The following is a 26,393-nucleotide window of genomic DNA, read 5'->3' as shown; positions in this document are numbered from 1 at the left end:
TAGAGTGCTAAATCTATATTATCTAAATAGTACATCTTCTCTGTTAAACCATTTAACGCAAAATGCCAGTAGCCCAGCCGCAATGATTGCAGTAGCTAAAAATATTAAACCCACAAATGTGTAATCAACAGTCCCTTTTACTATTTCTTTAATCGCTAAAGCCACGTTTGTAACAGGAATGAATGCAGTTTTAGCAGTAAGCTCCATATTTGGCATTATTGAAATAATAATAGGGAAAAATACACCCATGCTAAGCGGAGCCATGTAGTTTTGCGCTTCTTTAAACGTACGCGCATAAATAGATATAGCTAAAGCTAAGGCTGAGAATATAGCAGCCACAGGTAGTAGCAGTACAAATATCATCAGTAAATCGGTAACCGCTAATGTACTAAACGCGGCTTTAATAAAATCAAGATCAGCAAATGCTAACGCCAGTGCTATCCAACAGCCCATGCTTAAGACAGTTATGGTTGTGGAGGCAATGGATGTAGTTAACAAAGTTATAAATTTACCAAGCACTAGCTCTGTGCGCGTAATAGGTGTAAGTAGGAGTGTTTCTAGCGTGCCGCGCTCTTTTTCGCCAGCACCTAAATCAATAGCTGGGTAAGTAGCCCCCATTAGTACTAATGGTATAAGTAAGTAAGGTAAAAACCCTCCAATTTTTTCGCCAAGGTTTTCACGTTTATCGGCTGTATCTACTTTAATGACTTCAATTGGATTAAGAATGGATTTTTGAACAGACTCTTCAATACCAAAACTGATTAGCTTTTGAGTTTGTAGCACGTCACTGTATTCTTTTGCGAGCTCTTTAACGCGTTCGAATAAAAAATTGATAGATTTTGAATCGTTAAATACAACCTGCCACTGGCTTTGTTCACCTTTATCTAGTGTTTGCTCAGCATGGCTTGGTAAATAGATACCCATATCGATATCGCCAGCTATAACGCCAGCTTTAAGCTCTTCAATGTTATTAAAGGTTTTAGTGCCTTTATAAAGCTCAAAACTTTTGTGATAAAACACTTTATCAGTAAACTCTTGTGCGTATTCACCATTAATAATGGCATACGTATTTACTTTTTGTTCTGCATCCATCGCTGCTTGTGAGCTTATAAATGCCATTACAGCAAACAATAACGGAAAAATTGCTACAGGGAGCGCAACAACAAATAATAGCGTTTTTTTGTCGCGTAATAACTCTCTTAATTCCTTTTTAAATACCTCAAACATCATGTTTCTCCGTTAATATGTTCATAAACGCTTGATTAAGCTCATCACTATTACCTGCTTGTTTAAATTCATCTACTGTTCCGTCAAAGCAGCTAATACCTTCGTTAATTACAGCGACTCGGTCACATAAAAGTGCAACTTCATCTAAATGATGGGTAGAAAAAATAACAGGAGTACCTTGCGCTTTTAAGCCCTTAATAAATTGAATAACGGTTTGTGTGGTCATTATATCGAGCCCCGTTGTTGGCTCATCGAGCACCACTACTGCTGGGCGATGTACAACAGCACGAGCGATATTCGCTTTTTGTTTCATACCAGTTGATAGGTTTTCAGCGCGTTTATCTACAAATTTATGCATATCAAGCAATGTAAATAGCTCATCACAACGCGATGCAATATCGCTTTTGCTCATACCGTGAAGCTTTGCAAAATACTCTATGTTTTCTTTTACGGTTAAGCGGCCATACAAGCCGGTAGAACCTGATAAAAAACCGATAGACTTACGCCCTAATAACGGTTTTTTTACAATGTCGTTTCCAGCAATTGTTATTGAACCTTCATCGGGCTTTAATGCGGTTGATATCATTCTAAGTGTTGTTGTTTTACCTGCGCCATTGGGTCCTAGTAATCCAAGTACCTCACCCTTCGCGCAGCTAAAGCTTACGTCTCGTACTGAATGAAAATAGTCTTTATCTTCACGAGGATCGATGTCGTCTATTTTATTTTTTTTGTGATCTTTAGTTAGCTTAAATTTCTTTTTAAGCCCAGCAACTTCTATCATGTTCGTATCCTTCGTTTCGCCCTAAAATAATCTGTATTGTTATAAAAAGAGTCGTCTTTGTTTTCATCATGCCAGCCAGGCACGCCTAATAACGGCAGTGGTGAAAGCTGTTTGTTATCGGCTAAGCAGTTATCTATTTTAATCATCTCATAAAGGGCTTGGTCTAGGTACTGATATTGAGTAACTAAATCTTTACAAAATGTTTCATCTGGTACACAAACAAACAATGCTTTACCCGTTAAACCTATATAAGGCTTGGTGAGCATTTCATAATTAGCATGGCCAAACATAAACGCTTTAATGCTTTTTCCCCATTCACTTTTATGCTCAACAAATGCTTTTTTCCATTGGTGATCGCGAAGCAATTCTTGCCATTTAGTATCGCTTATTGCCAATACCACACCACATTCGTCAAAGAGCGTTAATGCATTACGATGTTTAGTACGCTTTTGCAAACCATGCTCAGCTATATCTTGTACATGACGCTGGTTAATAAGCGCTTTGGTTTTAGGAAATAAACACCAAATAAAGCCACCAAACAAGTCATGCCAATTCTCACTGCGCGTAGGTACAACACCCGTTTCAAAAATAACTTGTTCGTAATAACGATCGCCAAAATCTACCTTTGCATCATCTTCAAAAGTAATAGGAATATTATTCGCATTAATAGCGGTTAAAAATGGAGAAAACCACTGCGGAGCCGGCCAATCAGTTAGTTCGTTAACTTTAAATAGCTCACGTAAGTGCGAAAATGCACCGGTTTCTAAACTACTGATTTGCCACTGCTCGGGGGGAGTAAAACGCTTCATTTAAACCTTTAACAATTTATGCCTATAATTTACGAGAAGTTTACCGCAAAAACTGGTTCTACTTAATAGAAGTTAATATACTAATCACAACTTAAAACAAAAAAAGAGCTGACATGAAACATTATTTCTCTCTCTCACTCCTCGCTACTGCTGTTTTAGCAGGTTGCGCAACAACAAGTATTACACCTACTGATGTAACAAATGGTTATAACAGTATTCAAGCTGATGAATTGGCTAAACATGTAAAAGTACTCGCATCAGATGAATTTGGTGGTCGTGCTCCTTCATCACCTGGCGAAAAGCTAACGCTTGATTATTTAACTGCGCAGTTTAAAGCCCTAGGTTTAGAGCCAGGTAATGGCGACAGCTACTTACAAGAAGTTCCACTTGTGTCGCTTGAGGCTGATGCAAACATGGTACTAAGTATTGGTGGTAAAGACTATCAATACAAAAAAGACATGGTTATGGGTAGCAGCCGCATAAGCGCACAAGAAGGCATAGAAAATTCTGAACTTGTATTTGTGGGCTACGGCGTTAACGCACCTGAATACAATTGGAATGATTACGAAGGATTAGACGTTAAAGGCAAAACGGTTGTAATGCTGGTTAACGATCCAGGTTTTGCAACAAAAGACCCTACTTTATTTACTGGCGACGCGATGACCTATTATGGTCGTTGGACATACAAATACGAAGAAGCTAGTCGACAAGGTGCCGCTGGTGCAATTATTATTCATGAAACAGCACCTGCTTCTTACCCGTGGTCGGTTGTTGAAAACTCGTGGAGCGGCGAGCAGTTTGGTTTTCAAAAAGAAAACAACAACATGGACCGTGTAGCCGTTGAAGGCTGGGTTACAACTGACGTAGCAAAAGAGCTCTTTACTAAAGCAGGTTTAGATTTTGATACCGTTAAAACAAATGCTGCTAAAGGTGCTTACCATGTTGATATGGGCGATTTAACTGCTTCTGTTAATGTTAAAAATACGATTAAAAAATCAGTGTCGTATAACTTTATTGCCACTTTACCTGGTAGTGAGAAACCAGATGAGCATGTTATTTACTCGGCTCATTGGGATCACTTAGGTACAGATAAAACACGTAAAGGCGATCAAATTTATAACGGTGCTCACGACAATGCAACGGGTACCGCTGGGCTAATTGAAGTAGCTGAAGCCTTTACTAAACTACCTAAGCACCCTAGCCGCTCAATGACATTTTTAGCGGTAACTGCTGAAGAGCAAGGCTTATTAGGTTCTAAATACTATGCGGCAAATCCAGTAATTGCAGCGGATAAAACAGTCGCTAACATAAACATGGATAGCTTAAATTTATTAGGCAAAGTAAAAGACATGAATGTGGTTGGTATAGGTAAATCACAAATGGATGAGTTTTTAGAAACTGCAGCTAAAGAGCAAGGCAGAACAATATCAGGCGATCCTAAACCGTCATCTGGTGGCTATTACCGCTCTGATCACTTTGCATTCGCTAACATGGGTATTCCGGCTATGTACGCAGGTGGCGGCACCGTCGCTGCTGATGAAGAAACGGCTAATTACCGTAAACGTATGAGCTTAGTACTTCGCGGTTGTTACCATCAACCATGTGACCGTTACCGTGATGAATGGGATTTATCGGGTGCTGTTCAAGATTTACAATTATTTTATAAGGTAGGTTTTGATATTTCTGAAACAGAACAGTGGCCAATCTGGAATACAAACTCTGAATTTCAGCGTAAGTAGTTCTATTTAATCACAGCCTAAAATTTAAGTTTAAACTAATTTGAGTTTAGCTATCGAAAAACTCAAACAGAGTAATCGATTTAAATAGATGCAAATGATATTGATTATCATTTAATTAAAATATACAGTGTGACCTAGTTAATTTATTAGGTCGCATTGTATGATTTCACTTCCTCACATTGGTTTTATTACTCCTGCCTCAAAACGATTTTTGAGCCAAAATAAACGCTTACTGCTGCCTTTATTTATTTTAACTTGCCTTGCAATACCGCAATTACGCGAAATAACAATGACCGCACTCAGTGATGCATTTTTTCAAGTAAGTGTGTTTGTTGCTGCTACCCTTTTAATTTATTACTACGCTATAGAACACTTACCTCAATTAGAGCTTAGTTATTTAAGTGCCAAGTCCCCTATTTTAGAAATTAGCTTTGCAGCGGTTTTAGGTGCATTACCTGGCTGTGGTGGCGCTATTATTGTGGTTACTCAATTTACGAAAGGCCAAGCAAGCTTTGGTGCTATTGTTGCTGTGCTAACAGCTACAATGGGCGATGCAGCATTTTTATTACTTGCTACCCACCCTACTGAAGGCTTGTTAATTATGGGAATAGGGTTAGTTGTGGGTACATTTAGTGGTTTACTGGTTAATACAATACACAAAAAAGACTTTTTACGCCCAACAGTGCAAGAACAAAAGCACCAAATTAAAATACTCTCAACTAACATTATTAAAATCAGTAAACCGGTTTGGATGGTAGCAATTATCCCAAGCCTTATAATTGCCTTTTTGATTGCGTTTAATGTTGATTTTTCACAGTTTGGTTCAAACACAAGCACTGTAATTGCGCTATTTGGTGCATTAATGGCTTTATTTATTGTTAGTATTTGGGCACTTTCGTCAAGAGGTGAAAGCTATCAAGAAGTAACGTCAGAAGACGATGCATGTAACCCTCCTTCTAAAATAATAAAAGTATTACAAGATACCCATTTTGTTACGGCATGGGTTGTAGCCTCTTTTATGCTATTTGAGATTTTGGTTAACATTGCCGGACTTGATTTAAAAACGTGGTTTGTACATTACGCCTATTTAGCCCCATTAATTGCAGTGCTTATTGGATTTCTACCCGGCTGTGGCCCGCAAATAATTGTTACAACGCTTTATATTCAAGGCATTATTCCCTTTAGTGCTTTAGCAGGAAACGCAATTTCTAACGATGGTGATGCGTTATTCCCAGCAATAGCAATGGCGCCCAAAGCTGCAGTTATAGCTACACTTTATACGTCTATTCCCGCATTAATAGTTGGTTATGGATTGTATTTTTTTGCTGAAATTTAAAAAATGAGATTTAAAAACGCAAAAAAGCTCAGCAATTGCTGAGCTTTTAACATGTTAAGTTATTCTTACTTATACAGTAGTTGGTTCTACTGCTAATTCTTTTGGATTTGGACCAAAATCGTTCTCGCCTTCGTGCGAATCTTGCGCAAGAAAAACAATTAAAACAATCCAACCGATGATTGGTACTAACCAAAGTAACTGCCACCAGCCTGAACGGCCTGTGTCATGAAGACGACGTGCACCCGCACTTAAGCCAGGAATTAATAGCGCTAAGCTATAAATAGAGCCAATGAACATTGTACCTAGTACACCATCAATCGCATTACAAACTACTGAAAAAATGAAGTTAAATAATATAAACATCCAATATGCTTTACGACGATTACGGCCTGAAAAATCTGCGTAGCTACGCAACGCGTTCATATAATGTTCCATGAAATTTCCTTAGTGTTATTTTTTATATTCCCTAACGGGGTTAATCTAATTACTTTTTAGTAACATTTGTATCTTAATTAAAAACAGCTCAAATTAAAACAAAAAACCAGCTAAAAGCTGGTTTTTATTACATATTAACAATTTAGCTGTTAACTCATAGCCATCATCATTGCTGATGGATTTTCTAAGTACGATTTCCATAAATTATTAAAACGAGCAATAGTGCCCCCATCAATAACACGATGATCGCCAGACCAGCTCACTTGCATAATAGCTTTACTTACAACTTGCCCACTTTCGTCAAAACGCGGTAAATGCTGTAGTTTACCAAGCGCAACAATCGCCACTTCTGGTTTATTAATTATAGGGGTCGCAATAGTGCCGCCAATCGCACCAATGTTAGAGATGCTAATTGTCCCACCTTTTAAATCATCCGGTGCAACACGCCCTTCTCGCGCTGAATGAGTTAAGCGGGTTAAATCATTTGCCACATCAACAATGCTCTTACTCTGGCACGATTTAATATTAGGCACTAACAAGCCGATTTTAGAATCAACCGCTATACCAATATTATGATCGTTATAATAGGTAAGCTCTGAGCATTCATCGTTCACTTTTGAATTAAGTACAGGGTACTCTTTCATTGCTAGCGACAATGCTTTTACAAAAAATGGCATCATAGTGAGTTTTACGCCTTGTGCTTTGTACTGCTCTTTTAAAGAACTACGCAAAGCTATAAGCTGTGTTAAGTCTATTTCGTCACTAAACGTAAAGTGCGGAATAGTTGAAACCGACGCTACCATTTGCTTGGCCATGGCCGCTTTAATGCCTTTAATTTGTTCGACTCTTACGCCACCGCTATGATTCTGCGTTTGGTTTTGTACTGCACTTTGAGAAACATCGCTATCAAGCGGTGAAGTATCAATAGTATTTGGCACTTCGCCTTTTACAAACTCTTCAATATCTTGCTTGTAAATACGTCCATTTTTACCACTACCTGGTACACAGGTTAAATCAACATCAAGTTCACGTGCTTTTCGACGAACCGCAGGCGATGCCACCGCTTTTTGATTGATAACTTTAGCAGCTTGCTGCGTTTTAACAGGGGCAACTTTTTCAACTTTAGCATTAGTTTGTGCCTTTACGACCGCTTGGTTTATATCAACATTTGGCTTAGCTGCACTGCCCGCAATTGTCATTTGAAACAACGGGCTATGTACTTTGGCTATTTCGCCTTTTTGATAATATAACTTTTGTACAGTGCCTGTATATTTTGCCGGAATTTGTACTAATGCTTTGTCGGTCATTACGTCACAAACCGCTTGGTCTTCTTCTATTTCGTCGCCTTCAGCAACTAACCAATCAACAATCTCACACTCAACAATACCTTCACCAATATCTGGTAATATAAAGTCCTCAACCACATCAGCTGCATCATTAGTTTTATTTCCAGCTTGTACTGGCTCTTGTACTACTTCATTGCTAATGCTTTCACCTGCTACATCCATAGCAAATAAAGGAGCGTGTACCTTAGCAATCTCTCCTTTTTGATAATATAACTTTGAAATTACGCCATCATGCACTGCCGGAATTTGTACTAATGCTTTGTCTGTCATAACATCGCAAATTGGCTGATCCTCAGATACGGTATCGCCTTCTTGTACTAGCCACTCAACTACTTCGCATTCAACAATGCCTTCACCAATATCGGGTAATATAAAATCTTTAGCCATGGTAACCCCTAAAAATCCATTGATTGTTTAATTGCAGCCAACACTTTTAGTGCATCCGGTACGTATTCTTTTTCAAGTGCCAGCGGGTATGGGGTATCTAGACCACATACACGTAAAATTGGCGACTCTAAATGCAAGAAACACTCTTGTTGTATTGTTGCTGCTATCTCTGCACCAAAGCCATTGGTTATAGGCGCTTCATGACTCACGATTAAACGGCCGGTTTTAGTAACCGATTTAGCAATCGTTTCAACATCCCAAGGTAAAATACTACGAAGGTCAATTACTTCACAGCTTATACCTTGCTCGCTTGCTTGCTTTGCTGCATCTTCAATAATCTCCATTTGAGCACCCCACGCTAAAAGCGTAATATCACTACCCTCTTGTACTACTTCAGCCGTGCCTAATTCAATACTATAATCTTCTTCTGGCACTTCGCCAATTGATGCACGATATAAACGCTTAGGCTCAAAAAATATGACCGGGTTATCATCTTTAATTGATGCACGTAATAACCCTTTAGCTTGATAAGGGTTACGCGGTACAACTACTTTCAAACCTGGTGTGTGCGCAAAATACGCTTCGGGTGATTGTGAATGGTACAAACCACCGGCAATACCACCGCCATAGGGCGTACGAATAGTTAAGTTACCGACATTAAATTCATTACCACTGCGATAACGAAACTTAGCGGCTTCATTTACTATTTGATCAAACGCTGGAAAAATATAATCAGCAAATTGAATTTCTGCTAATGCAGGCGCACCAAAAGCCGCTAAACCATTAGCAAAACCTAAAATACCTTGCTCGGTTAAAGGCGTATTAAAAACACGATGTTTACCGTACTTCTCTTGCAAGCCAGATGTTGCTCTAAATACACCACCGAAGTAACCAACATCTTCACCAAAAATACAGGCTTGAGGGTGTTCATTCATCGTAATATCCAGAGCAGAGTTAATTGCGTGGAGCATGTTCATTTTAGCCATTACTTAATTCTCCCTGCGGTTACTGGGTAAGCATCTGGATGCTGTTTTATATGTTCTTTTAGTTGCTCGTACTGGCGTTGCAATAATGGAATTGGTGTATCGTAAACGTCAGATATCAATTCTTCTAAAGCGGGCTTCGCAACAACTTCAGCACGTTTAAGCGCTGCTAAAATTTCTTCACGAATCGACTCTTTTGCTTTTATATCGTCTTCTTCGTTTAACCAGTCTTGCTTGACCAGCCATTTTCTAAATTTATCAATAGGACACGTTTGATGATTCGCTTCTTCATCTTTAGAACGATAACCACTTGGATCGTCTGACGTAGAATGCGCTCCTAAACGATAAGCAATCGATTCAATAAGTACAGGCTCACCTTGTGTTGAGGTAATTTCGCGTGCTTTTTTAGTTGCCGCATAAACAGCAAGTGCATCTGTGCCATCAACACGAATTGTTTTAATGCCATAGCCCACACCACGAGAGGCAATACCATCGCCTTTAAACTGCTCATCAGCAGGGGTTGATATGGCATAACCGTTATTACGTGCAAAAAATATAACCGGCGCTCTGTGAACCGCTGCCATATTTAAACCGGCATGAAAGTCACCTTCAGATGCAGCACCTTCACCAAAATAACAAATGGTTACATTATCAATTGTGCTGGAAAGCTCGCCTGTTTTAGCGTCGATGTGCTTTATTTTTTGGCCATATGCATAACCTGTTGCCTGTGGTATTTGCGTACCCAATGGCGATGAGATCGTCATGTAGTTTAGCGCTTTAGAACCATAGTGAATTGGCATTTGACGGCCTTTACCTAAATCCAATTCATTTGAAAACATTTGGTTCATAAATTGATCAAGCGTAAAGCCACGATAATGCAGTGCTGCCTGTTCACGATATTGAGCCATGATCATATCGTTTTGATCAAGTGCAGCAGCAGAGGCTGTAACTGCGGCTTCTTCGCCTAGGCATTGCATATAAAAACTAACACGGCCTTGGCGCTGCGCGCCTTGCATACGTTCATCTAACAAACGTATAAAACGCATTGTTTCATATAACTTAATAGCGGTATGTTTTGAAATATCAGGTGCGGTTGCACTAGGATGAATGTCGCCGTCCTCAGTTAAAATACTAAGGGTTGGAATATTAAGCGCTTGACCATCAATAAATTCAAGCTCGTGGTTAATATTCAGCGATACGTTATTTGGATTACTCATAACCTACCTTCTTTTGTTGTCGGTAAAACAGTGCCCCTTTAAATTATTATTATGGGTGATTGCTGCTGGTTAAACTTTGCAACATCTGCACTATCTTTAATTAAAGCTGCCAACACTTTACGTTAACGTAAAGTGTTATTCAACAGATCTGGGACGAAACAAAAGCAAATACAGGTTAAATAAGTGGCAAGTTAACGATACGATTACTTTAATTAATAGTAATCATATAGTTAACTTGAAGACATCAGTGGTCTGATGAGTTTAATTAGACGAAATTGCTATCAATATCCATTGGAATAACTGTAAGGAGTGCTCTTTGCCCTAATGCTACGCTCGCATTTGGGAAAATAATAGCCTCTCCTTCAACGTCAGCGTAAATCGCTTTATCACCGTCGGTTGCAAGTAGTTCACCTTTCGCAAAGCCAGTAAAGTTCTCAGCATTATCAGAAAAAGGAAAACTAAAATCGTCCTGCGTTCTATTAATTGTGCGATGGACAGCAAATAACTCAAAATCGTTTGCATTAAATTCAGGATATTCAACTTCATTTTGACTAATTAATGCAGTTAAGGTTTGCTTTGTTTTTTCAAAGCGAGCCATGTCGTTTTGGCCAAATGGTTTAACTTGACCTAGCTCTACGGTAAATGAATCAGCTCCATGTATAAATGACGAATAATAGCTAAATGTTGTTGCAGGAGATTTCATCATAAGTACGGTATTTACACCACAACTCAATAAAAATTGTAACTGCGACTTTTTCCAAGGCTTACCATGTAAAAATGGATACACAGCAAATTTTTCGTTTTTAGAGCCTCTAATTGCAGTGTGTAAGTCGTAGTGACACCGGCTACTGCCTTGCTCGCCACGCGTATAAAAATCGCTTACGTATTGCTCAAGCTTTGCAGCACGGGTACGCTCATTATTCATTGGTACACCTTCAACTGTATGATGACCATTAAATAATCTATTTAAGTTTTCTTCTACAAAACGCAGGCCAATATTAATTGATTGTGGATTACCATAAATAAACAAAGCGCGCTGTTTAAGTATCAGCTCGCCTTTTATAATTTGTTTAATAAGTGCATCACAAATTTCAATTGGCGCAGTTTCGTTACCGTGTACGGCGCTTGAATAAACTACATCTTTTGACGTTGTAACAGCAGGTTGAAACTCGATTACACCGGTATCGTGTATATTTACACGAGTTCCATTATCTAAAACAAACTCACCTGCATCTAAATGCCATTCGTTATTGCAACTAAGCGTTAAAAAATCGCCAGTGTGTTTTAATTCATTTAAGTAAGATGGATTGGCTGACATATAATAAGCCCTTAAAAAATAATGTGAGAGTAGACTCTTATGAATATATTTTTATATACACAAGGTATAGAAACGAAAACGGCTGAATAAATCAGCCGTTTTAGAATTATTAGATTAAGTTAGCTTATAACTGAATCTACAAGCTTTTTAGCTTCTTTTTCAAGTAATGCTAAATGCTCTTCACCTTTAAATGATTCAAGGTATATTTTATAAATATCTTCGGTACCTGATGGACGCGCTGCAAACCAGCCGTTCTCAGTTACCACTTTTAAACCACCAATGGCGGCATCGTTACCTGGTGCATGAGTCAATTTTTGCAAAATAGGCTCGCCAGCAAGTGTATCTGCTTTAACATCAGAAGCACTCAATGCTTTTAAACGTGCTTTTTGACCGCTTGTGGCTGGTGCATCTAGGCGTTTATAAATTGGAGAACCAAACTCTTGTTCTAATTCTTTATAAAGCACTGATGGCGTTTTACCTGTCACAGCCAAAATCTCTGCGGCTAATAAACCCATAATGAAGCCGTCTTTATCTGTACACCATACAGAACCATCAAAACGTAGGAATGCAGCACCTGCGCTTTCTTCGCCACCAAAGGCAAGCTTGCCTTTGCTTAAGCCTTCAACAAACCATTTAAAGCCTACTGGTACTTCTTTAACCTTACGGTTGTTGCGAGCAGCTACTTTGTCGATCATAGAGCTAGAAACCAATGTTTTGCCAATTTCTACGGTTTCATTCCAATCACGGTGTTTAAGTAAGTAATCGATTGCCACTGCTAAAAAGTGGTTTGGATTCATTAAGCCATCTGGCGTTACAATACCGTGACGATCGTAGTCAGGGTCATTACCAATAGACACATCAAAATCATCTTTTAGTGCAATAAGATTTGCCATTGAATAAGGTGATGAACAATCCATACGAATTTTGCCGTCTTTATCAAGTGGCATAAAAGCAAAACGTGGATCAACAACATCATTAACTACGGTTAAATCTAAATTATATTTTTTTGCAATGACTGGCCAAAAATTAATACCTGAACCACCTAATGGATCAATACCAATTTTAATACCTGCATCGCTGATTGCTTTTAGATTAACGATATTTGCTAAGTCATCAATATAAGGAGTCATTAAATCTTCGTAGCGGATAAAGCCCGAACGCGATGCTTTAGCGAATGGGAATAACTCAACTTCAACTAAATCTTCTAATAAAAGTTGATTAGCTCTGTCTTCAATCCACTTAGTTACGTCGGTATCAGCTGGTCCGCCATTAGGTGGATTGTATTTAAAGCCACCATCTTCAGGAGGGTTATGCGAAGGCGTAACAACAATCCCGTCTGCTAATTCATTTGGGTGTAGTTTATTGTGGCTCACTATAGCGTGGCTGATAACTGGCGTTGGTGTAAAATCACCGTTTTCTTGCGTTATCACTTGCACTTCGTTAGCAACTAATACTTCAATAGCCGAGTTAAATGCCGCTTCACTCAATGCGTGTGTGTCTTTGCCTAAAAATAACGGACCAAATATGTCATTTTGTTTTCTGTAATCACAAATAGCCTGAGTAATCGCTAGAATGTGTGACTCGTTAAATTTAACATCGTAAGAACAACCACGGTGCCCTGAAGTACCAAAGGCAACACAATGATCTGGATTTTGTTCAAGATCAGGTTCGTTTAAGTAGTACGCAGATACTAATTTAGGTACGTTAACCAATGCCGATTGTGGAGCAGTTTTGCCTGCGCCTGAGTGAATAGCCATTATATTTCCTTACAGGTAATCGCGAATTTTTTCAGCTTGCTCTGCACTATATCCAAGGCAAAGAGCAACTTCATGAAGCATCATTTTTTTACGTGTTGTATTAGAATTAGTCATAACCCAATATTCACTATCGGTTATGTTCTTAGGGTTCATACTACTCCCGCTGTTTACTAAAGCTTCTTTACTAGTAGCAAAGTAAACACGGTCACGCCCTTTTATGTCTAATACCGCAGAAAAATCAGTTTTATGTGTGCGGTAAAATGCACTTAAAATAAACAAAAAGCGTCCAACAACGCCCTTTTGCATTGCCAGCTCTTCTTTATTTAATACATTAAAAACATTATCGCTTTTTTGCTTCACTGGTGCGTGAGCTAAAGGCGTTTGTTTTTTTGCAGTCTCAGCAGCAGATGGCTCTGAGCTTTTTAATGTGGCGGTAGACGTAGTCGCAGTTTGATTATTTTGAGTTAGTTCTACGTTTGCGGTTTGAATTTTTTCGCCGCTCAGATTTAATAAACGACGTAAAATAGTGGATGCACTTTCACCAATACTTTGCGTATTGCTTGCAATATATTGATATAACTCGTCGTCTATGTCGATTTGTTTCATGTTCTTCCTGTCATTACGGGTCACATTTTTTTCTCCCGTGTGATTATACCCAAACCAATCAGAAATGCGAGTTACAACAAGCACTCCCGTAAACATATTAATATTTACCTAATTGTTGTTGATTTAACGCCCAAAAGCCCAATTTAATAAATAGTCGCTGTATTTTTTGCTTTTTAGAGCAATGCTCGGCAAACTATGGCGAAATTTTCAGGAGGCGGGTATGCAGTTAAATTACAGGCAACAAGGGCAAGGTCCTAATGTTATTTTGATACATGGGCTTTTTGGATCATTAGAAAACCTAAATGTAATCGCAAAACCATTAAGTGAACACTTTAATGTTATTAACGTTGATTTACGCAACCACGGACTTTCACCGCATAGCAAGGAAATGAACTACCCGGCAATGGCTCAAGATATTGTTGAGTTATTAGCAGATTTGAACATAGATAAAGCACATTTAGTTGGGCATTCTATGGGTGGTAAAGTGGCAATGGAATTAGCGCTTACACATCCTGAACTTGTAAATAAGCTTGTTGTACTTGATATAGCACCTGTTAGTTACCCCGCTCGCCACACAAAAATATTACAAGCATTAAAAGCGGTTTCAGCGCAGTCAATAGACGATAGAAAGCAAGCTGATGTAATTATGCAACCTTATATAGAAGAACTGGGAGTGCGACAGTTTCTACTTAAAAGTCTCGCTAAAAATGAGGAAGGTCATTTTGCATGGCGGTTTAACTTAAATGTGCTTGACGAAAAATATTCTACAATCACATCCAATGTTAATGAAAATAATTCTTGTTCATGCGATACTCTTTTCATTAAAGGTAATGATTCTGACTATATTTTGCCTGAGCATCGTACTGCAATTAAAGCTCGCTTTAAAAATACTAAAGCTAAAATAATTCATGGCGCAGGCCATTGGCTTCATGCTCAAAAGCCACTTGCTGTAAATAAAGCGATAAACGACTTTTTAACTGCGGTTTAAAGTAATTTTAATCGCGTGTTTTTGATTTTGCGCACTAAATATATGAATAATTATATGCTATAGTACGCGCCGTTTAATTTAAAGGTTATACGTTGATGGTCAGTCAGTTAATTAACGAATTTGATACCCTAGGGTTGTATTTTGGCTTAGCCGGTATTTTCATATTCATCGGCATGGCAATTAAAGACGTACTAAAAAGTGGCAATGTGCCTAAGTTCGGACAATACATTGTCTGGGGCGTGCTCTTTTTAGGTTGTTCGGGCTTTATTGCTAAAGGGCTTATTCAAGTATTTTGGCAAGGCGCAGGTGTAGGTTAAGCATGGCGAAGTCAGAAACAGATAGAACTACACTCGATTTATTTGAATACGAAAAACGCCCAGGCAGACCTAAAACCAATCCCCTTTCACGGGATATGCAGTTAAAGGTAAATAAACGTAATCAAATAAAAAGAGATAAAGCACGTGGTTTAAAGCGTGTTGAATTTAAAGTTTCATCGCAGTTATATCAAGCATTGAGTGATATGGCAGATGCACAAAATATTAGCCGCAGTGCGCTGATTGAAACAATTTTACAAGAAAGATTGGCTATTGATACATAAAAGGTTTTAAATCCATGGCAAGTGTAGGCATTTTTTTCGGAAGTGACACAGGTAACACAGAACACGTAGCAAAAATGATCCAAAAAGAATTGGGTAAAAAGCTAGTGGCTGTTCATGATATTGCAAAAAGCTCTAAAGAAGAGATTGCTGAATTTGATTTGATCTTATTCGGTATCCCTACTTGGTACTACGGCGAAGCACAATGTGACTGGGATGATTTTTTTCCAGAGCTTGAAGAAGTAGACTTTGAAGGTAAACTTGTCGCTATTTTTGGTTGTGGAGACCAAGAAGATTACGCTGAGTACTTTTTAGATGCTATGGGCATGATCAACGATATCGTTACTGAGCGTGGCGCTATTGTGGTTGGTCATTGGCCGAGTGAAAGCTATGACTTTGAAGCATCTAAAGGCATGGCTGATGATAAACATTTTGTAGGTTTGGGTATCGACGAAGACCGCCAACCAGAGCTTACAGAACAACGTGTTAAAGCATGGTCTGCTCAAGTATATGAAGAAATGTGTTTAAGTGAATTAGCTGACTAATTTACTGCATATATCGCTAACTGTTTAAATAATTATCAAACAGTTAGCGTTTTAAGCTTTAGTGGCAATATAAATCAATTGTTCTTTGCACTTAACGCTTAGGCACGTTATCCTGTTTGTTGCTAATGTGTCGTGTACATCTTTGCAAGATGTCTAGTATAACCAAATAAAATTGAGACAGATTTAATGACTGATCATAACTTGGAACTTAAAAAAGCCGGTTTAAAAGTAACTTTACCGCGTATTAAAATATTAGAGATTTTACAATCTCCAGATAACCAACACATCAGCGCTGAAGATGTTTACAAAATTCTTTTGGATTTAGGCGAAGAAATTGGTCTTGCAACTGTATACCGCGTACTTAACCAATTTGATGATGCGGGTATTGTAAGCCGTCATCACTTTGAAGGTGGCAAATCAGTATTTGAACTTTCTGGAAGCACACACCACGATCATTTAGTATGTTTGAAATGTGGCAAAGTGGTAGAGTTTGAAGATGAAATGATTGAACGTCGTCAACTTGAAATTTCTGAAGAAAATGGTATTACACTTACAAACCACTCTTTATATTTATACGGTGAGTGTAATGATAAAGCAGCGTGTAAAGAGTTTAGCGACGCTAACAGCTAATACCGCTTTTAAAAAGCAATAAAAAACCTGCTAAGTGCAGGTTTTTTTGTGTCTAAAATACGCTTGTAATAAACATACCCAGTAAAAACTGGGTATGTTTAGATATTACTTATTGAGTTTTAGACCATGAATCGCGAAGACCCACTGTTTGGTTAAATACAACGTTCTCTGATTTAGAATCACGAGAGAAATAACCTGTACGCTCAAACTGAAAGCCCTGCTCAGCTTGTGAATTGGCAAGCGATGGCTCTAATTTAGCGTTTGATAAAACAACCAGTGACTCTGGGTTTAATGTTGTTTCAAACTCATCAGCGGCTGCTGGATTTGGCACACTAAACAAACGATCGTATAAACGAACTTCTGCGGTAATAGACTCTGGTGCTGAAACCCAGTGAATAACACCTTTTACTTTACGTCCGTCACTTGGATTTTTACCCAGTGTTTCAGCATCGTAAGTACAGAAAATAGTTGTGATTTCGCCGTTTTCGTCTTTTTCAACACGCTGTGCTTTAATAACATAAGCACCACGTAAACGTACTTCTTTATCAAGCACTAAACGTTTGAATTTGTTATTCGCTTCTTCTTTAAAGTCTTCTCGTTCTATATAGATTTCACGAGTAAATGGTACATCACGGCGACCCATTTCTTCTTTATTTGGGTGATTAGCCACAGATAAAACCTCAACCTTGTCTGCATCGTAATTTTCAATAACAACTTTAACAGGATCGAGTACGGCCATTGCACGCGGTGCATTTTCGTTTAAATCTTCACGGATACACGCTTCAAGCATGCCCATTTCAACCATATTCTCTTGCTTTGTTACACCAATGCGCAAACAAAACTCACGAATTGAGCCAGGTGTATAACCACGGCGACGTAGGCCTGCAATTGTAGGCATACGTGGGTCATCCCACCCTTCTACATGGTTATTTACCACTAAGTCGCTTAGCTTACGCTTAGACATAATTGTGTATTCAAGATTTAAACGTGAAAACTCAATTTGCTGTGGGTGACACTCTAAACTAATGTTATCAAGTACCCAATCGTATAAACGACGGTTATCTTGGAATTCTAATGTACATAACGAATGTGTAATGCCCTCTAGCGCATCAGAAATACAGTGCGTAAAGTCATACATTGGATAAATGCACCACTTGTCTGCTGTTTGATGATGATGAGCAAAACGTACACGGTAAATAATTGGATCGCGAAGCACCATAAATGAGCTTGCCATATCAATTTTTGCACGCAAGACACATTCACCTTCTTTGAATTCGCCAGCACGCATTTTTTCAAATAACGCTAGGTTTTCTTCAACTGAAGTATCTCTGTATGGGCTGTTTTTACCTGGCTCTTTTAATGTGCCACGATATTCACGTGCTTGATCTGCTGTTAAAAAACAAACGTACGCTAAACCTTTTTCAATTAACTCAACAGCGTAGCCATATAAAGTATCAAAATAATTAGAAGAATACTTTATATCACCATCCCAATTGAAACCTAACCACTGAACATCTTCTTTTATAGAATTAACGTAGTTAATATCTTCTTTTTCTGGGTTTGTATCGTCGAAACGTAGGTTACATAAACCATTGTAATCTTTTGCGATGCCAAAATTTAAACAAATTGATTTGGCATGACCAATATGCAAAAAACCATTTGGTTCAGGTGGGAAACGTGTATGCGTAGTGGCATGTTTTCCACTTGATAAGTCTTCATCAATTCGGGTTCTAATAAAGTTACTTGGGCGATTCTCAGTTTCCGCCATAGGAGTGCAGTCCTCTAAATATTACGTAATAACAAAACTAATGCATTATTACAAAAACATACACTAACATACAGCAATAGATTAAGGTTTATTTTAGATATTGCTTAACTTTAATTCAGCTTAACTCTTGTTTATGAATAAAATTTGTTTTAGCGCAATATTTAAGTCATCAAAGCCAATTATAGTAGCAAAATAACCTACTTTATAAGGATTCGAAGATGGCTACACTTAATCAACATCGTGTATATATTCCAACTAACGCACGCGCAAACCACTACCTTTTAGCAGAAATCACCCCTAATCAAGATTTTTACAAAAGTTTTAGTGATATAAATTGTTGCTATGAACGTATTGCGCGCCAACTGTTTGCTTCTTGCGATGAATATGAGCTTTATAATGTGCACTTATTAGCGAATGATAAACTGCCCGTTGTAAGGTTTAATGATGAGTCTTATCAGTTTGAGACAGATAAACAGATGCTCTTTTTTTATAACCCTTGCTATCATGAAGCGCATAAGATTTATTACACTGAAGGTACACCGAGTAAAAAAATACGTATTCTATTTTTAGCTACAGGCGATGATTTACGAGCCAACTCTGCAGAATTTCATAATAAAGTTCAAAAAGTCTTAAACACTCTACAAGAACAACTTTTAGTAAATCAATCCCAGTTTAAGCTTCGCGATCATCAACACTTAACATATGACCTATTTGCTAAAGAAAAAGGCAATAAAGAAAGCTATGGTTACAAATTAAGAAGCCTTTTCCCTCGCTATCAGTCAAGACAATGCAGCATACCCAATGATTACGCAGAGATGACTTACGCGACTTTTACTATACCGGTTTCGCGCGCTATTAAAACGCAATTTCAAACACTAATGAACACAAATGACTATGCTAAATTTTATGACTACTTTGCCTACTCATTTATACGTGCGTGTCAAAATAACAACCTGAATCATGGCGCTATGGTTGCTAATGGCGCAACACCTATTATACGAAACAGTAAAATTGATAAAAGTGAAGGCAATGCAGAACTTCAAAAATTAAGTTTTGATATTGACTCTAATGAAAATCAGATTAAGTATTTTTATGAGGCAAGTAAACTAGTAGAGACCCTACATTTTGTAGTGGTTGCTACGCAACAGGATAAACATGAAATGGGGTACGGTCGATTTATGAACCAAGTGGAAAAAACAATTCATTCTCTGTGCAATGAGCTAGCCATAAATAAGCAGCGACAAGATTTATCTGTACGTTTTTTCCAACATATCAGTTACCCGTTCTAAATTTTCAGCTAATAACAAAAAGGCCCGCATATGCGGGCCTTTTTAAAGGAAACAAGCGATTACCAGCCTGTTTTCTCTTTAAGTGCTTTACCGATATCAGCAAGTGAACGTACAGTTTTTACGCCCGCAGCTTCTAATGCAGCAAATTTCTCATCAGCAGTACCTTTACCACCGGCAATGATTGCGCCAGCGTGACCCATACGCTTACCTTCTGGTGCAGTAACACCAGCAATGTAAGATACTACAGGTTTAGTTACGTTTGCTTTGATGTACTCTGCAGCTTCTTCTTCTGCAGTACCACCAATTTCACCAATCATTACGATTGCTTCAGTTTGTGGATCTTTTTCGAACATTTCTAGAACGTCGATAAAGTTAGTACCTGGAATTGGATCACCACCAATACCAACACACGTAGACTGACCAAAACCAGCATCAGTAGTTTGCTTAACTGCTTCGTACGTTAAAGTACCAGAGCGAGAAACAATACCTACTTTACCAGGTTTGTGGATATGACCAGGCATGATCCCAATCTTAGTCTCACCAGGAGTGATAACACCTGGACAGTTAGGCCCGATCATACGAGTACCTGTTTGATCTAGTTTGATTTTAACATCAACCATATCAAGCGTAGGGATACCTTCAGTGATACAAACAATCAGCTCGATGCCAGCATCGATAGCTTCTAAGATTGCATCTTTACAGAAAGGAGCTGGTACGTAGATAACTGAAGCAGTTGCGCCAGTTTCTTGAACAGCATCACGAACTGTGTTGAATACAGGAAGACCAAGGTGCGTTTGACCGCCTTTACCTGGGCTTACACCACCAACCATTTGTGTACCGTACTCAAGCGCTTGCTCTGAGTGGAAAGTACCTTGGCCACCAGTGAAACCTTGACAGATAACTTTTGTATCTTTATTGATTAATACAGACATTATTTGCCCTCCGCAGCAGCAACAACTTTCTCAGCAGCGTCTGTTAGTGATTCAGCAGCAATGATATCTAGACCTGAGTTCTTAAGAACTTCACGACCTAATTCAGCATTAGTACCTTCTAAACGTACAACTACAGGTACATTTACGCCAACTTCTTTAACTGCGCCAATGATACCTTCAGCAATCATGTCACAACGTACGATACCGCCAAAGATGTTTACTAAAACAGCTTTAACATTATCGTCAGAAAGGATGATTTTGAATGCTTCAGAAACACGTTCTTTAGTCGCGCCGCCGCCAACATCTAGGAAGTTAGCCGGTTTTCCGCCGTGTAGGTTTACGATGTCCATAGTACCCATTGCTAGGCCTGCACCGTTAACCATACAACCAACATTGCCATCTAGAGCAACGTAGTTAAGCTCGAAGCTTGCTGCGTGTGCTTCACGTGCATCTTCTTGAGATGGATCGTGGAACTCACGGATTTTAGGTTGACGGTAAAGTGCATTACCATCAATACCGATTTTTCCGTCAAGACAGTGAAGGTTACCTTCGTCTGTAATTACTAACGGGTTGATCTCAAGTAGTGCGAAATCAAAATCAGTAAACATGTTACCAAGACCCATAAAGATCTTAACAAACTGCTTCATTTGTACTGGGTTAAGACCCAATTTGAAGCCTAGTTCACGTGCTTGGTAAGCTTGAGGACCCACTAATGGATCAATTTCAGCTTTGTGGATAAGCTCTGGTGTTTCTTCTGCAACAGTTTCAATTTCAACGCCGCCTTCAGTAGACGCCATGAAAACTACTTTGCGAGATGCACGGTCAACTACTGCACCTAGGTACAATTCGTTAGCAATGTCAGTACAGCTTTCAACTAAAATTTTAGCTACTGGCTGACCTTTCTCGTCTGTTTGGTAAGTAACTAGGTTTTTACCCAACCAGTTAGCTGCAAACGCTTTTACTTCGTCGATAGTTTTTACTAGCTTTACACCGCCAGCTTTACCACGTCCACCTGCGTGAACCTGAGTTTTAACAACCCACATATCACCGCCGATTTTTTCAGCAGCTGCTGCAGCTTCTTCAGGTGTATCGCAAGCGAAACCCTGAGAAACTGGTAAACCATATTCGGCAAAAAGTTGTTTTGCCTGATACTCATGCAAATTCATGATGCTTTATCCAATTTTTTATACTAAAAGAGCTGAATATTTTTTCAAATAAACAACTATCCCAAATTGCGCACCTAGTATAGATCCCAAGGCTTAACATGAAAACCCCAGTAAGACCAAAGGCGCAAAAAAAAAGCTGTGAATGTTCATTCACAGCTTACATTTCATACAACTAGATTAAACATCTAGCAATAAGCGAGTTGGATCTTCAAGTAACTCTTTAATAGTCACTAAGAAACCAACAGATTCTTTACCATCAATGATACGGTGGTCATAAGAAAGTGCTAAATACATCATAGGTAGTATTTCTACTTTACCATTTACAGCCATCGGACGGTCTTGGATTTTATGCATACCCAAAATTGAAGACTGTGGCAAGTTAATGATAGGTGTAGATAGTAATGAACCAAATACGCCGCCATTAGTGATAGTGAAATTACCACCGGTCATATCTGCAAGCGTTAGCTTACCATCACGACCTTTAAGTGCTAATTCACGAATACCCTTTTCGATTTCAGCAACAGATAGTTTGTCACAATCTTTAAGTACTGGAGTAACTAAACCACGTGGAGTAGATACTGCAATGCTAATATCAAAATAGTTATGGTAAACAATATCGTCACCATCAATTGATGCATTAACATCTGGGAAGCGTTTAAGTGCTTCAGTTACCGCTTTCACGTAGAAAGACATGAAACCTAAACGAATACCATGACGCTTTTCAAATACTTCTTGGTACTGCTTACGAAGGCTCATGATTGGTTCCATGTTCACTTCGTTGAATGTTGTTAACATTGCAGTTGAATTTTTAGCTTCAAGAAGACGTGTAGCAATCGTTTTACGTAAACGAGTCATTGGAACACGTTTTTGAGTACGATCGCCCATCGGTGCTGCAGGAGCAGAAGCTTCTGCTTTTTTAGCCGCTGGCGCTGGTGCTTTTAAGAACGTATCAACGTCTTCTTTAGTTACACGGCCATTTTTACCTGTGCCGTTAATTTTAGAAGCGTCTAAGCCTTTCTCAGCAATTAAACGACGAACTGATGGTGTTAACACATCTGAACTTTCGCTAGAATCTGCTGCTGGCGTTTCGTCTGCTTTTGCAGCTGGAGCCGCTGGTGCACCGCCTGCTTTAACCGAACCAATTACTTGCTCGCCTAGTACAGTATCGCCTTCGTTGTGAATGATATCACCCATGATGCCATCTTCTTGAGCTACTACTTCAAGAACAACTTTATCTGTTTCAATATCTACCAAGTTTTGGTCGCGTGTTACTGCGTCACCTGGTTGTACATGCCATGTAGCAATTGTTGCGTCTGCAACTGATTCTGGAAGTACAGGTACTTTAATGTCCACTTCTTTACCTTCTGATGCTGGTGCTGATTGCGCCGCTGGCGCGTCTTCTGATTTAGCTGGTGCTGATTCTTCTTTAGATGAACCTTCACTTGCTGGCGCTGCATCAGCATCACCAAGTAAACCCATAACTTGATCGCCAAGTACGGTTGCACCTTCTTCTTGTGATATTTCTGTAATTACACCGTCATGCTGTGCAACAACTTCTAAAACCACTTTATCTGTTTCAATGTCTACTAAGTTTTGATCGCGAGTTACTTTGTCGCCAACACTTACATGCCATGTAGCAACGGTAGCATCTGCAACCGACTCAGGAAGAACAGGAACTTTAATTTCTGTGCTCATTGCTTATCCTTTATTTTCTATAGTAAGCGCGTCGGCAACGAGCGCTTGTTGTTCTTTAGTATGTACTGACATGTAACCACACGCTGGTGATGCAGACGCTTTACGTCCTGCATATTTTAATTTAGCACCTTGTGGGATTGCATCAATAAAGTGATGTTGTGAACAATACCATGCACCTTGGTTTTGTGGCTCTTCTTGACACCATACAAAATCAGTTACGTGTTGGTAACGCTCCATAATTGTTTGCATTTCGTCATGTGGGAACGGATATAACTGCTCAACACGAACAATAGCAATATTATCTTGCTCAAGCTTACGACGCTCTTGTAATAGTTCGTAATAAACTTTACCACTACAAAATACAACGCGTTCGACTTTCTCAGGGTTAATATCATCAACTTCGTCGATCATATTATGGAAAACACCATGCGATAGCTCTTCAAGCGATGAAGTTGCAAGAGGATGACGAAGCAACGACTTAGGCGTCATAACAATCAACGGACGACGTAGTGGTCGAACTGATTGACGACGAAGCATAGCGTAAACTTGTGCAGGAGTAGATGGAACACATACTTGCATGTTGTGATCAGCACATAGTTGTAGAAAACGCTCTAAACGAGCTGAACTATGTTCTGGACCTTGTCCTTCGTAGCCATGTGGTAACAAAATTGTAAGACCACATAAACGGCCCCATTTTTGCTCACCAGAACTTAGGAATTGGTCAAATACAACCTGTGCACCGTTGGCGAAATCACCAAACTGTGCTTCCCAAAGCACTAATGAAGTAGGCTCTGCAGTTGCATAACCGTATTCAAAAGCAACAACAGCTTCTTCAGATAAAACAGAATCAAATACTTCAAAAGTACCTTGATCTTCGCTTAAGTGCTGTAGAGGTGTATAAGTAGCGCCGTCTGATTGACTGTGAACAACAGCATGACGATGGAAGAATGTGCCACGCCCTGAATCCTGACCAGTTAAACGAATGTCAGTGCCTTCAGTTGCGATTGTTGCATAAGCAAGTGTTTCTGCCATACCCCAATCTAGAGGTTTCTCACCAGAAGCCATTAATTTACGATCATCGTAAATCTTTTTAACGCGTGACTGTGCTTTATATTGCTCTGGGTAAGAAGCGATTTTCTCACCGAGTGCTTTGAGCTCTTCAACAGGTACGCTGGCATCGTAATCAACATCCCATTCATGGCCAACATACTTTGCCCAATCTGAAGAATGCGATGTCTCTGGTTGAATTTCTGAAACAACACAGTTGCCTTCGTCTAATGCATTACGGTACTCATCAGCAAGTGCTTTTATTTCTTGTTCAGAAAAAGAGCCTTCAGCTATAAGTTGATCTGCGTAAATTAAACGTGGAACTGGGTGCTTTTTAATTTTTTGGTACATAACAGGCTGAGTTGCATTAGGCTCATCAGCTTCATTGTGACCATGGCGACGGTAACATACTAAATCGATTACTACGTCACGTTTAAACTGGTTTCTGAAATCAAGTGCAATTTGAGTAACAAATGCAACTGCTTCAGGGTCATCAGAGTTAACATGGAAGATAGGTGACTGAACCATTTTAGCAATGTCAGTACAGTAATCTGTAGAGCGTACATCGTCTTGTTTTGATGTAGTAAAACCAACTTGGTTATTTACAACAATACGAATACTACCACCACAACTAAACGCGTTAGTTTGTGATAAGTTAAACGTTTCTTGTACAACACCTTGGCCTGTAACCGCAGAATCACCATGAATTGTAATTGGTAAAGCTTTAATACCAGAACTGTCACCTAAGCGGTCAAGACGAGCACGTACTGAGCCCATAACAACTGGGTTTACAATTTCAAGATGAGACGGGTTAAACGCAAGCGCCATATGAACATTGCCACCTTTAGTAGCAAAGTCAGATGAATAACCCATGTGGTATTTAACATCGCCAGAACTTAATGTTTCTTTATGTTTACCAGCAAACTCATCAAATAACTCTGATGGATTTTTACCAAGTACATTTACAAGAACATTTAAACGACCACGGTGAGCCATACCAATAACAGCTTCTTGTTGGCCGCTTTCACCAGCGCGGTGAATAAGCTCTTTTAACATTGGAACTAACGCATCGCCACCTTCAAGTGAGAAACGCTTAGCACCTGGGAACTTAGCCCCTAAATATTTTTCAAGTCCGTCAGCAGCAGTTAATCCTTTTAGGATACGCAGCTTTTCGTCTTTTTCGAATTTTGGCCTAGACTGGACAGATTCTAAACGCTGTTGTAACCAACGCTTTTCCTCTGTTGATGTGATGTGCATATACTCAGCGCCAATTGAACCACAATATGTAGTTTTTAGTGCTTGGTATAGTTCACCTAAAGGCATAGTATCGCGGCCTACGGCAAACGATCCTACGTTAAACTCGCGGTCAAAATCACTTGAAGATAAGTCGTGGTACTCTAGCTCTAAATCTCGTACACGCTCTCGTTGCCAAATACCTAATGGATCTAGGTTTGCATTTTGGTGTCCACGAAAACGGAAAGCATTAATAAGTTGTAGAACTTTAACCTGTTTAAGGTCACCGCCACTACCCTCTGCTACCACTACTTCTCTATGCTTGTTTTTTGCAAGCTGTGCAAACTGCGTTCGAACTTCTGAATGTTTTACTTCAACATCCACACCATCAACTTTAGGTAATTGTTCGAACACTTCTCGCCATTCATCTGGCACAGAAGTCGCATCGTCTAAATACGCTTCATAAAGCTCTTCTACATAAGCAACGTTGCCGCCGTTTAAATGTGAAGATTCTAGCCATGCCTTCATCACACCTTCGTGCATTTATAAGCCCTTTTCTTTAGC

At 39.1% G+C, this 26,393-nt stretch carries 23 protein-coding genes; 8 read left to right on the top strand and 15 right to left on the bottom strand.

Annotation, left to right across the window (positions count from 1 at the left end):
- Positions 1-18: 18 nt before the first annotated feature.
- The 3 genes from I6E69_RS07510 to I6E69_RS07500 are packed head-to-tail and all read right to left on the bottom strand — an operon-like array spanning position 19 to position 2,817.
- Entirely contained in the window at positions 19-1,227 is a 1,209-nt protein-coding gene (locus tag I6E69_RS07510; RefSeq protein ID WP_197120981.1) for an ABC transporter permease, read from the bottom strand.
- A complete protein-coding gene (locus I6E69_RS07505) occupies positions 1,220-2,008 on the bottom strand; it encodes an ABC transporter ATP-binding protein (protein WP_007586825.1) in 789 nt (262 codons plus the stop codon). Before I6E69_RS07505 ends, I6E69_RS07510 begins: the two co-directional genes overlap by 8 nt.
- Positions 2,005-2,817 (bottom strand): DUF3025 domain-containing protein, encoded by an 813-nt coding sequence (locus tag I6E69_RS07500; RefSeq protein WP_170070844.1) that lies wholly within the window; start codon positions 2,815-2,817, stop codon positions 2,005-2,007. The genes I6E69_RS07505 and I6E69_RS07500 overlap by 4 nt, the downstream gene beginning before the upstream one ends.
- Before the next feature lie 113 nt (positions 2,818-2,930).
- Here I6E69_RS07500 and I6E69_RS07495 point away from each other — a divergent pair, with 113 nt between their 5' ends.
- Together I6E69_RS07495 and I6E69_RS07490 are read left to right on the top strand one after the other, a co-directional pair.
- Entirely contained in the window at positions 2,931-4,556 is a 1,626-nt protein-coding gene (locus I6E69_RS07495) for a M28 family metallopeptidase (RefSeq protein ID WP_197120945.1), read from the top strand.
- 160 nt (positions 4,557-4,716) lie between these two features.
- Positions 4,717-5,892, top strand: a complete 1,176-nt coding sequence (locus tag I6E69_RS07490; RefSeq protein WP_197120944.1) for a putative manganese transporter — start codon at positions 4,717-4,719, stop codon at positions 5,890-5,892.
- Between the two features lie 69 nt (positions 5,893-5,961).
- Here I6E69_RS07490 and I6E69_RS07485 read toward each other — a convergent pair whose 3' ends face one another.
- The 7 genes from I6E69_RS07485 to seqA form a co-directional block, all read right to left on the bottom strand.
- Positions 5,962-6,327 (bottom strand): DUF805 domain-containing protein, encoded by a 366-nt coding sequence (locus I6E69_RS07485; RefSeq protein ID WP_197120943.1) that lies wholly within the window; start codon positions 6,325-6,327, stop codon positions 5,962-5,964.
- A gap of 149 nt (positions 6,328-6,476) precedes the next feature.
- A complete protein-coding gene (locus I6E69_RS07480; RefSeq protein WP_197120942.1) occupies positions 6,477-8,060 on the bottom strand; it encodes a dihydrolipoyllysine-residue acetyltransferase in 1,584 nt (527 codons plus the stop codon).
- A gap of 8 nt (positions 8,061-8,068) precedes the next feature.
- Positions 8,069-9,046 carry an alpha-ketoacid dehydrogenase subunit beta gene (locus tag I6E69_RS07475; RefSeq protein ID WP_024599564.1) on the bottom strand — a complete coding sequence of 326 codons (978 nt, stop codon included), beginning with the start codon at positions 9,044-9,046 and terminating at the stop codon, positions 8,069-8,071.
- Positions 9,046-10,260, bottom strand: a complete 1,215-nt coding sequence (locus I6E69_RS07470) for a thiamine pyrophosphate-dependent dehydrogenase E1 component subunit alpha (protein WP_197120941.1) — start codon at positions 10,258-10,260, stop codon at positions 9,046-9,048. The genes I6E69_RS07475 and I6E69_RS07470 overlap by 1 nt, the downstream gene beginning before the upstream one ends.
- Before the next feature lie 265 nt (positions 10,261-10,525).
- Positions 10,526-11,578, bottom strand: a complete 1,053-nt coding sequence (gene astE / locus I6E69_RS07465) for a succinylglutamate desuccinylase (RefSeq protein WP_197120940.1) — start codon at positions 11,576-11,578, stop codon at positions 10,526-10,528.
- A gap of 119 nt (positions 11,579-11,697) precedes the next feature.
- A complete protein-coding gene (gene pgm / locus I6E69_RS07460; RefSeq protein WP_024599567.1) occupies positions 11,698-13,335 on the bottom strand; it encodes a phosphoglucomutase (alpha-D-glucose-1,6-bisphosphate-dependent) in 1,638 nt (545 codons plus the stop codon).
- A 9-nt stretch (positions 13,336-13,344) separates the two neighbouring features.
- Positions 13,345-13,941: a replication initiation negative regulator SeqA gene (gene seqA / locus I6E69_RS07455; protein WP_076924595.1), complete on the bottom strand. Its 597-nt coding sequence runs from the start codon at positions 13,939-13,941 to the stop codon at positions 13,345-13,347.
- A gap of 220 nt (positions 13,942-14,161) precedes the next feature.
- Here seqA and I6E69_RS07450 point away from each other — a divergent pair, with 220 nt between their 5' ends.
- The 5 genes from I6E69_RS07450 to fur all read left to right on the top strand — a co-directional run bounded on the left by I6E69_RS07450 (position 14,162) and on the right by fur (position 16,699).
- Entirely contained in the window at positions 14,162-14,929 is a 768-nt protein-coding gene (locus I6E69_RS07450; protein ID WP_024599569.1) for an alpha/beta fold hydrolase, read from the top strand.
- Positions 14,930-15,024: 95 nt separating this feature from the next.
- Positions 15,025-15,246 carry a DUF2788 domain-containing protein gene (locus tag I6E69_RS07445; protein ID WP_002962930.1) on the top strand — a complete coding sequence of 74 codons (222 nt, stop codon included), beginning with the start codon at positions 15,025-15,027 and terminating at the stop codon, positions 15,244-15,246.
- A 2-nt stretch (positions 15,247-15,248) separates the two neighbouring features.
- Positions 15,249-15,527, top strand: a complete 279-nt coding sequence (gene ybfE, locus I6E69_RS07440; RefSeq protein ID WP_002962928.1) for a LexA regulated protein — start codon at positions 15,249-15,251, stop codon at positions 15,525-15,527.
- Positions 15,528-15,541: 14 nt separating this feature from the next.
- On the top strand, positions 15,542-16,069 hold the full coding sequence (fldA, locus tag I6E69_RS07435) for a flavodoxin FldA (protein ID WP_007586856.1): 528 nt from the start codon (positions 15,542-15,544) through the stop codon (positions 16,067-16,069).
- Positions 16,070-16,255: 186 nt separating this feature from the next.
- Positions 16,256-16,699, top strand: coding sequence for a ferric iron uptake transcriptional regulator (gene fur, locus I6E69_RS07430; RefSeq protein WP_007586857.1), 444 nt, complete (start codon positions 16,256-16,258; stop codon positions 16,697-16,699).
- A gap of 109 nt (positions 16,700-16,808) precedes the next feature.
- On the opposite strand, the gene glnS is transcribed toward fur, so the two are convergent.
- Complete coding sequence (gene glnS, locus I6E69_RS07425) at positions 16,809-18,467, bottom strand: glutamine--tRNA ligase (protein ID WP_197120939.1); 1,659 nt, start codon at positions 18,465-18,467, stop codon at positions 16,809-16,811.
- A 218-nt stretch (positions 18,468-18,685) separates the two neighbouring features.
- Between glnS and I6E69_RS07420 the strand changes: the two genes are divergently transcribed.
- A complete protein-coding gene (locus I6E69_RS07420) occupies positions 18,686-19,756 on the top strand; it encodes a DUF3083 family protein (protein WP_197120938.1) in 1,071 nt (356 codons plus the stop codon).
- Between the two features lie 59 nt (positions 19,757-19,815).
- On the opposite strand, the gene sucD is transcribed toward I6E69_RS07420, so the two are convergent.
- From sucD to sucA, 4 genes are all read right to left on the bottom strand, one after another.
- Positions 19,816-20,688, bottom strand: coding sequence for a succinate--CoA ligase subunit alpha (sucD, locus tag I6E69_RS07415; protein ID WP_024599573.1), 873 nt, complete (start codon positions 20,686-20,688; stop codon positions 19,816-19,818).
- Complete coding sequence (sucC, locus tag I6E69_RS07410) at positions 20,688-21,854, bottom strand: ADP-forming succinate--CoA ligase subunit beta (RefSeq protein WP_002961809.1); 1,167 nt, start codon at positions 21,852-21,854, stop codon at positions 20,688-20,690. Before sucC ends, sucD begins: the two co-directional genes overlap by 1 nt.
- 177 nt (positions 21,855-22,031) lie before the next feature.
- Positions 22,032-23,549 (bottom strand): 2-oxoglutarate dehydrogenase complex dihydrolipoyllysine-residue succinyltransferase, encoded by a 1,518-nt coding sequence (gene odhB, locus I6E69_RS07405; RefSeq protein WP_039487977.1) that lies wholly within the window; start codon positions 23,547-23,549, stop codon positions 22,032-22,034.
- Positions 23,550-23,552: 3 nt separating this feature from the next.
- Positions 23,553-26,372, bottom strand: a complete 2,820-nt coding sequence (sucA, locus tag I6E69_RS07400) for a 2-oxoglutarate dehydrogenase E1 component (protein ID WP_033021680.1) — start codon at positions 26,370-26,372, stop codon at positions 23,553-23,555.
- Between the last annotated feature and the right edge of the window lie 21 nt (positions 26,373-26,393).

Source organism: Pseudoalteromonas sp. NZS100 (assembly GCF_015864815.1).
Lineage (GTDB): Bacteria > Pseudomonadota > Gammaproteobacteria > Enterobacterales > Alteromonadaceae > Pseudoalteromonas > Pseudoalteromonas distincta.
This window is presented reverse-complemented; position numbering and strand designations above follow the sequence as displayed.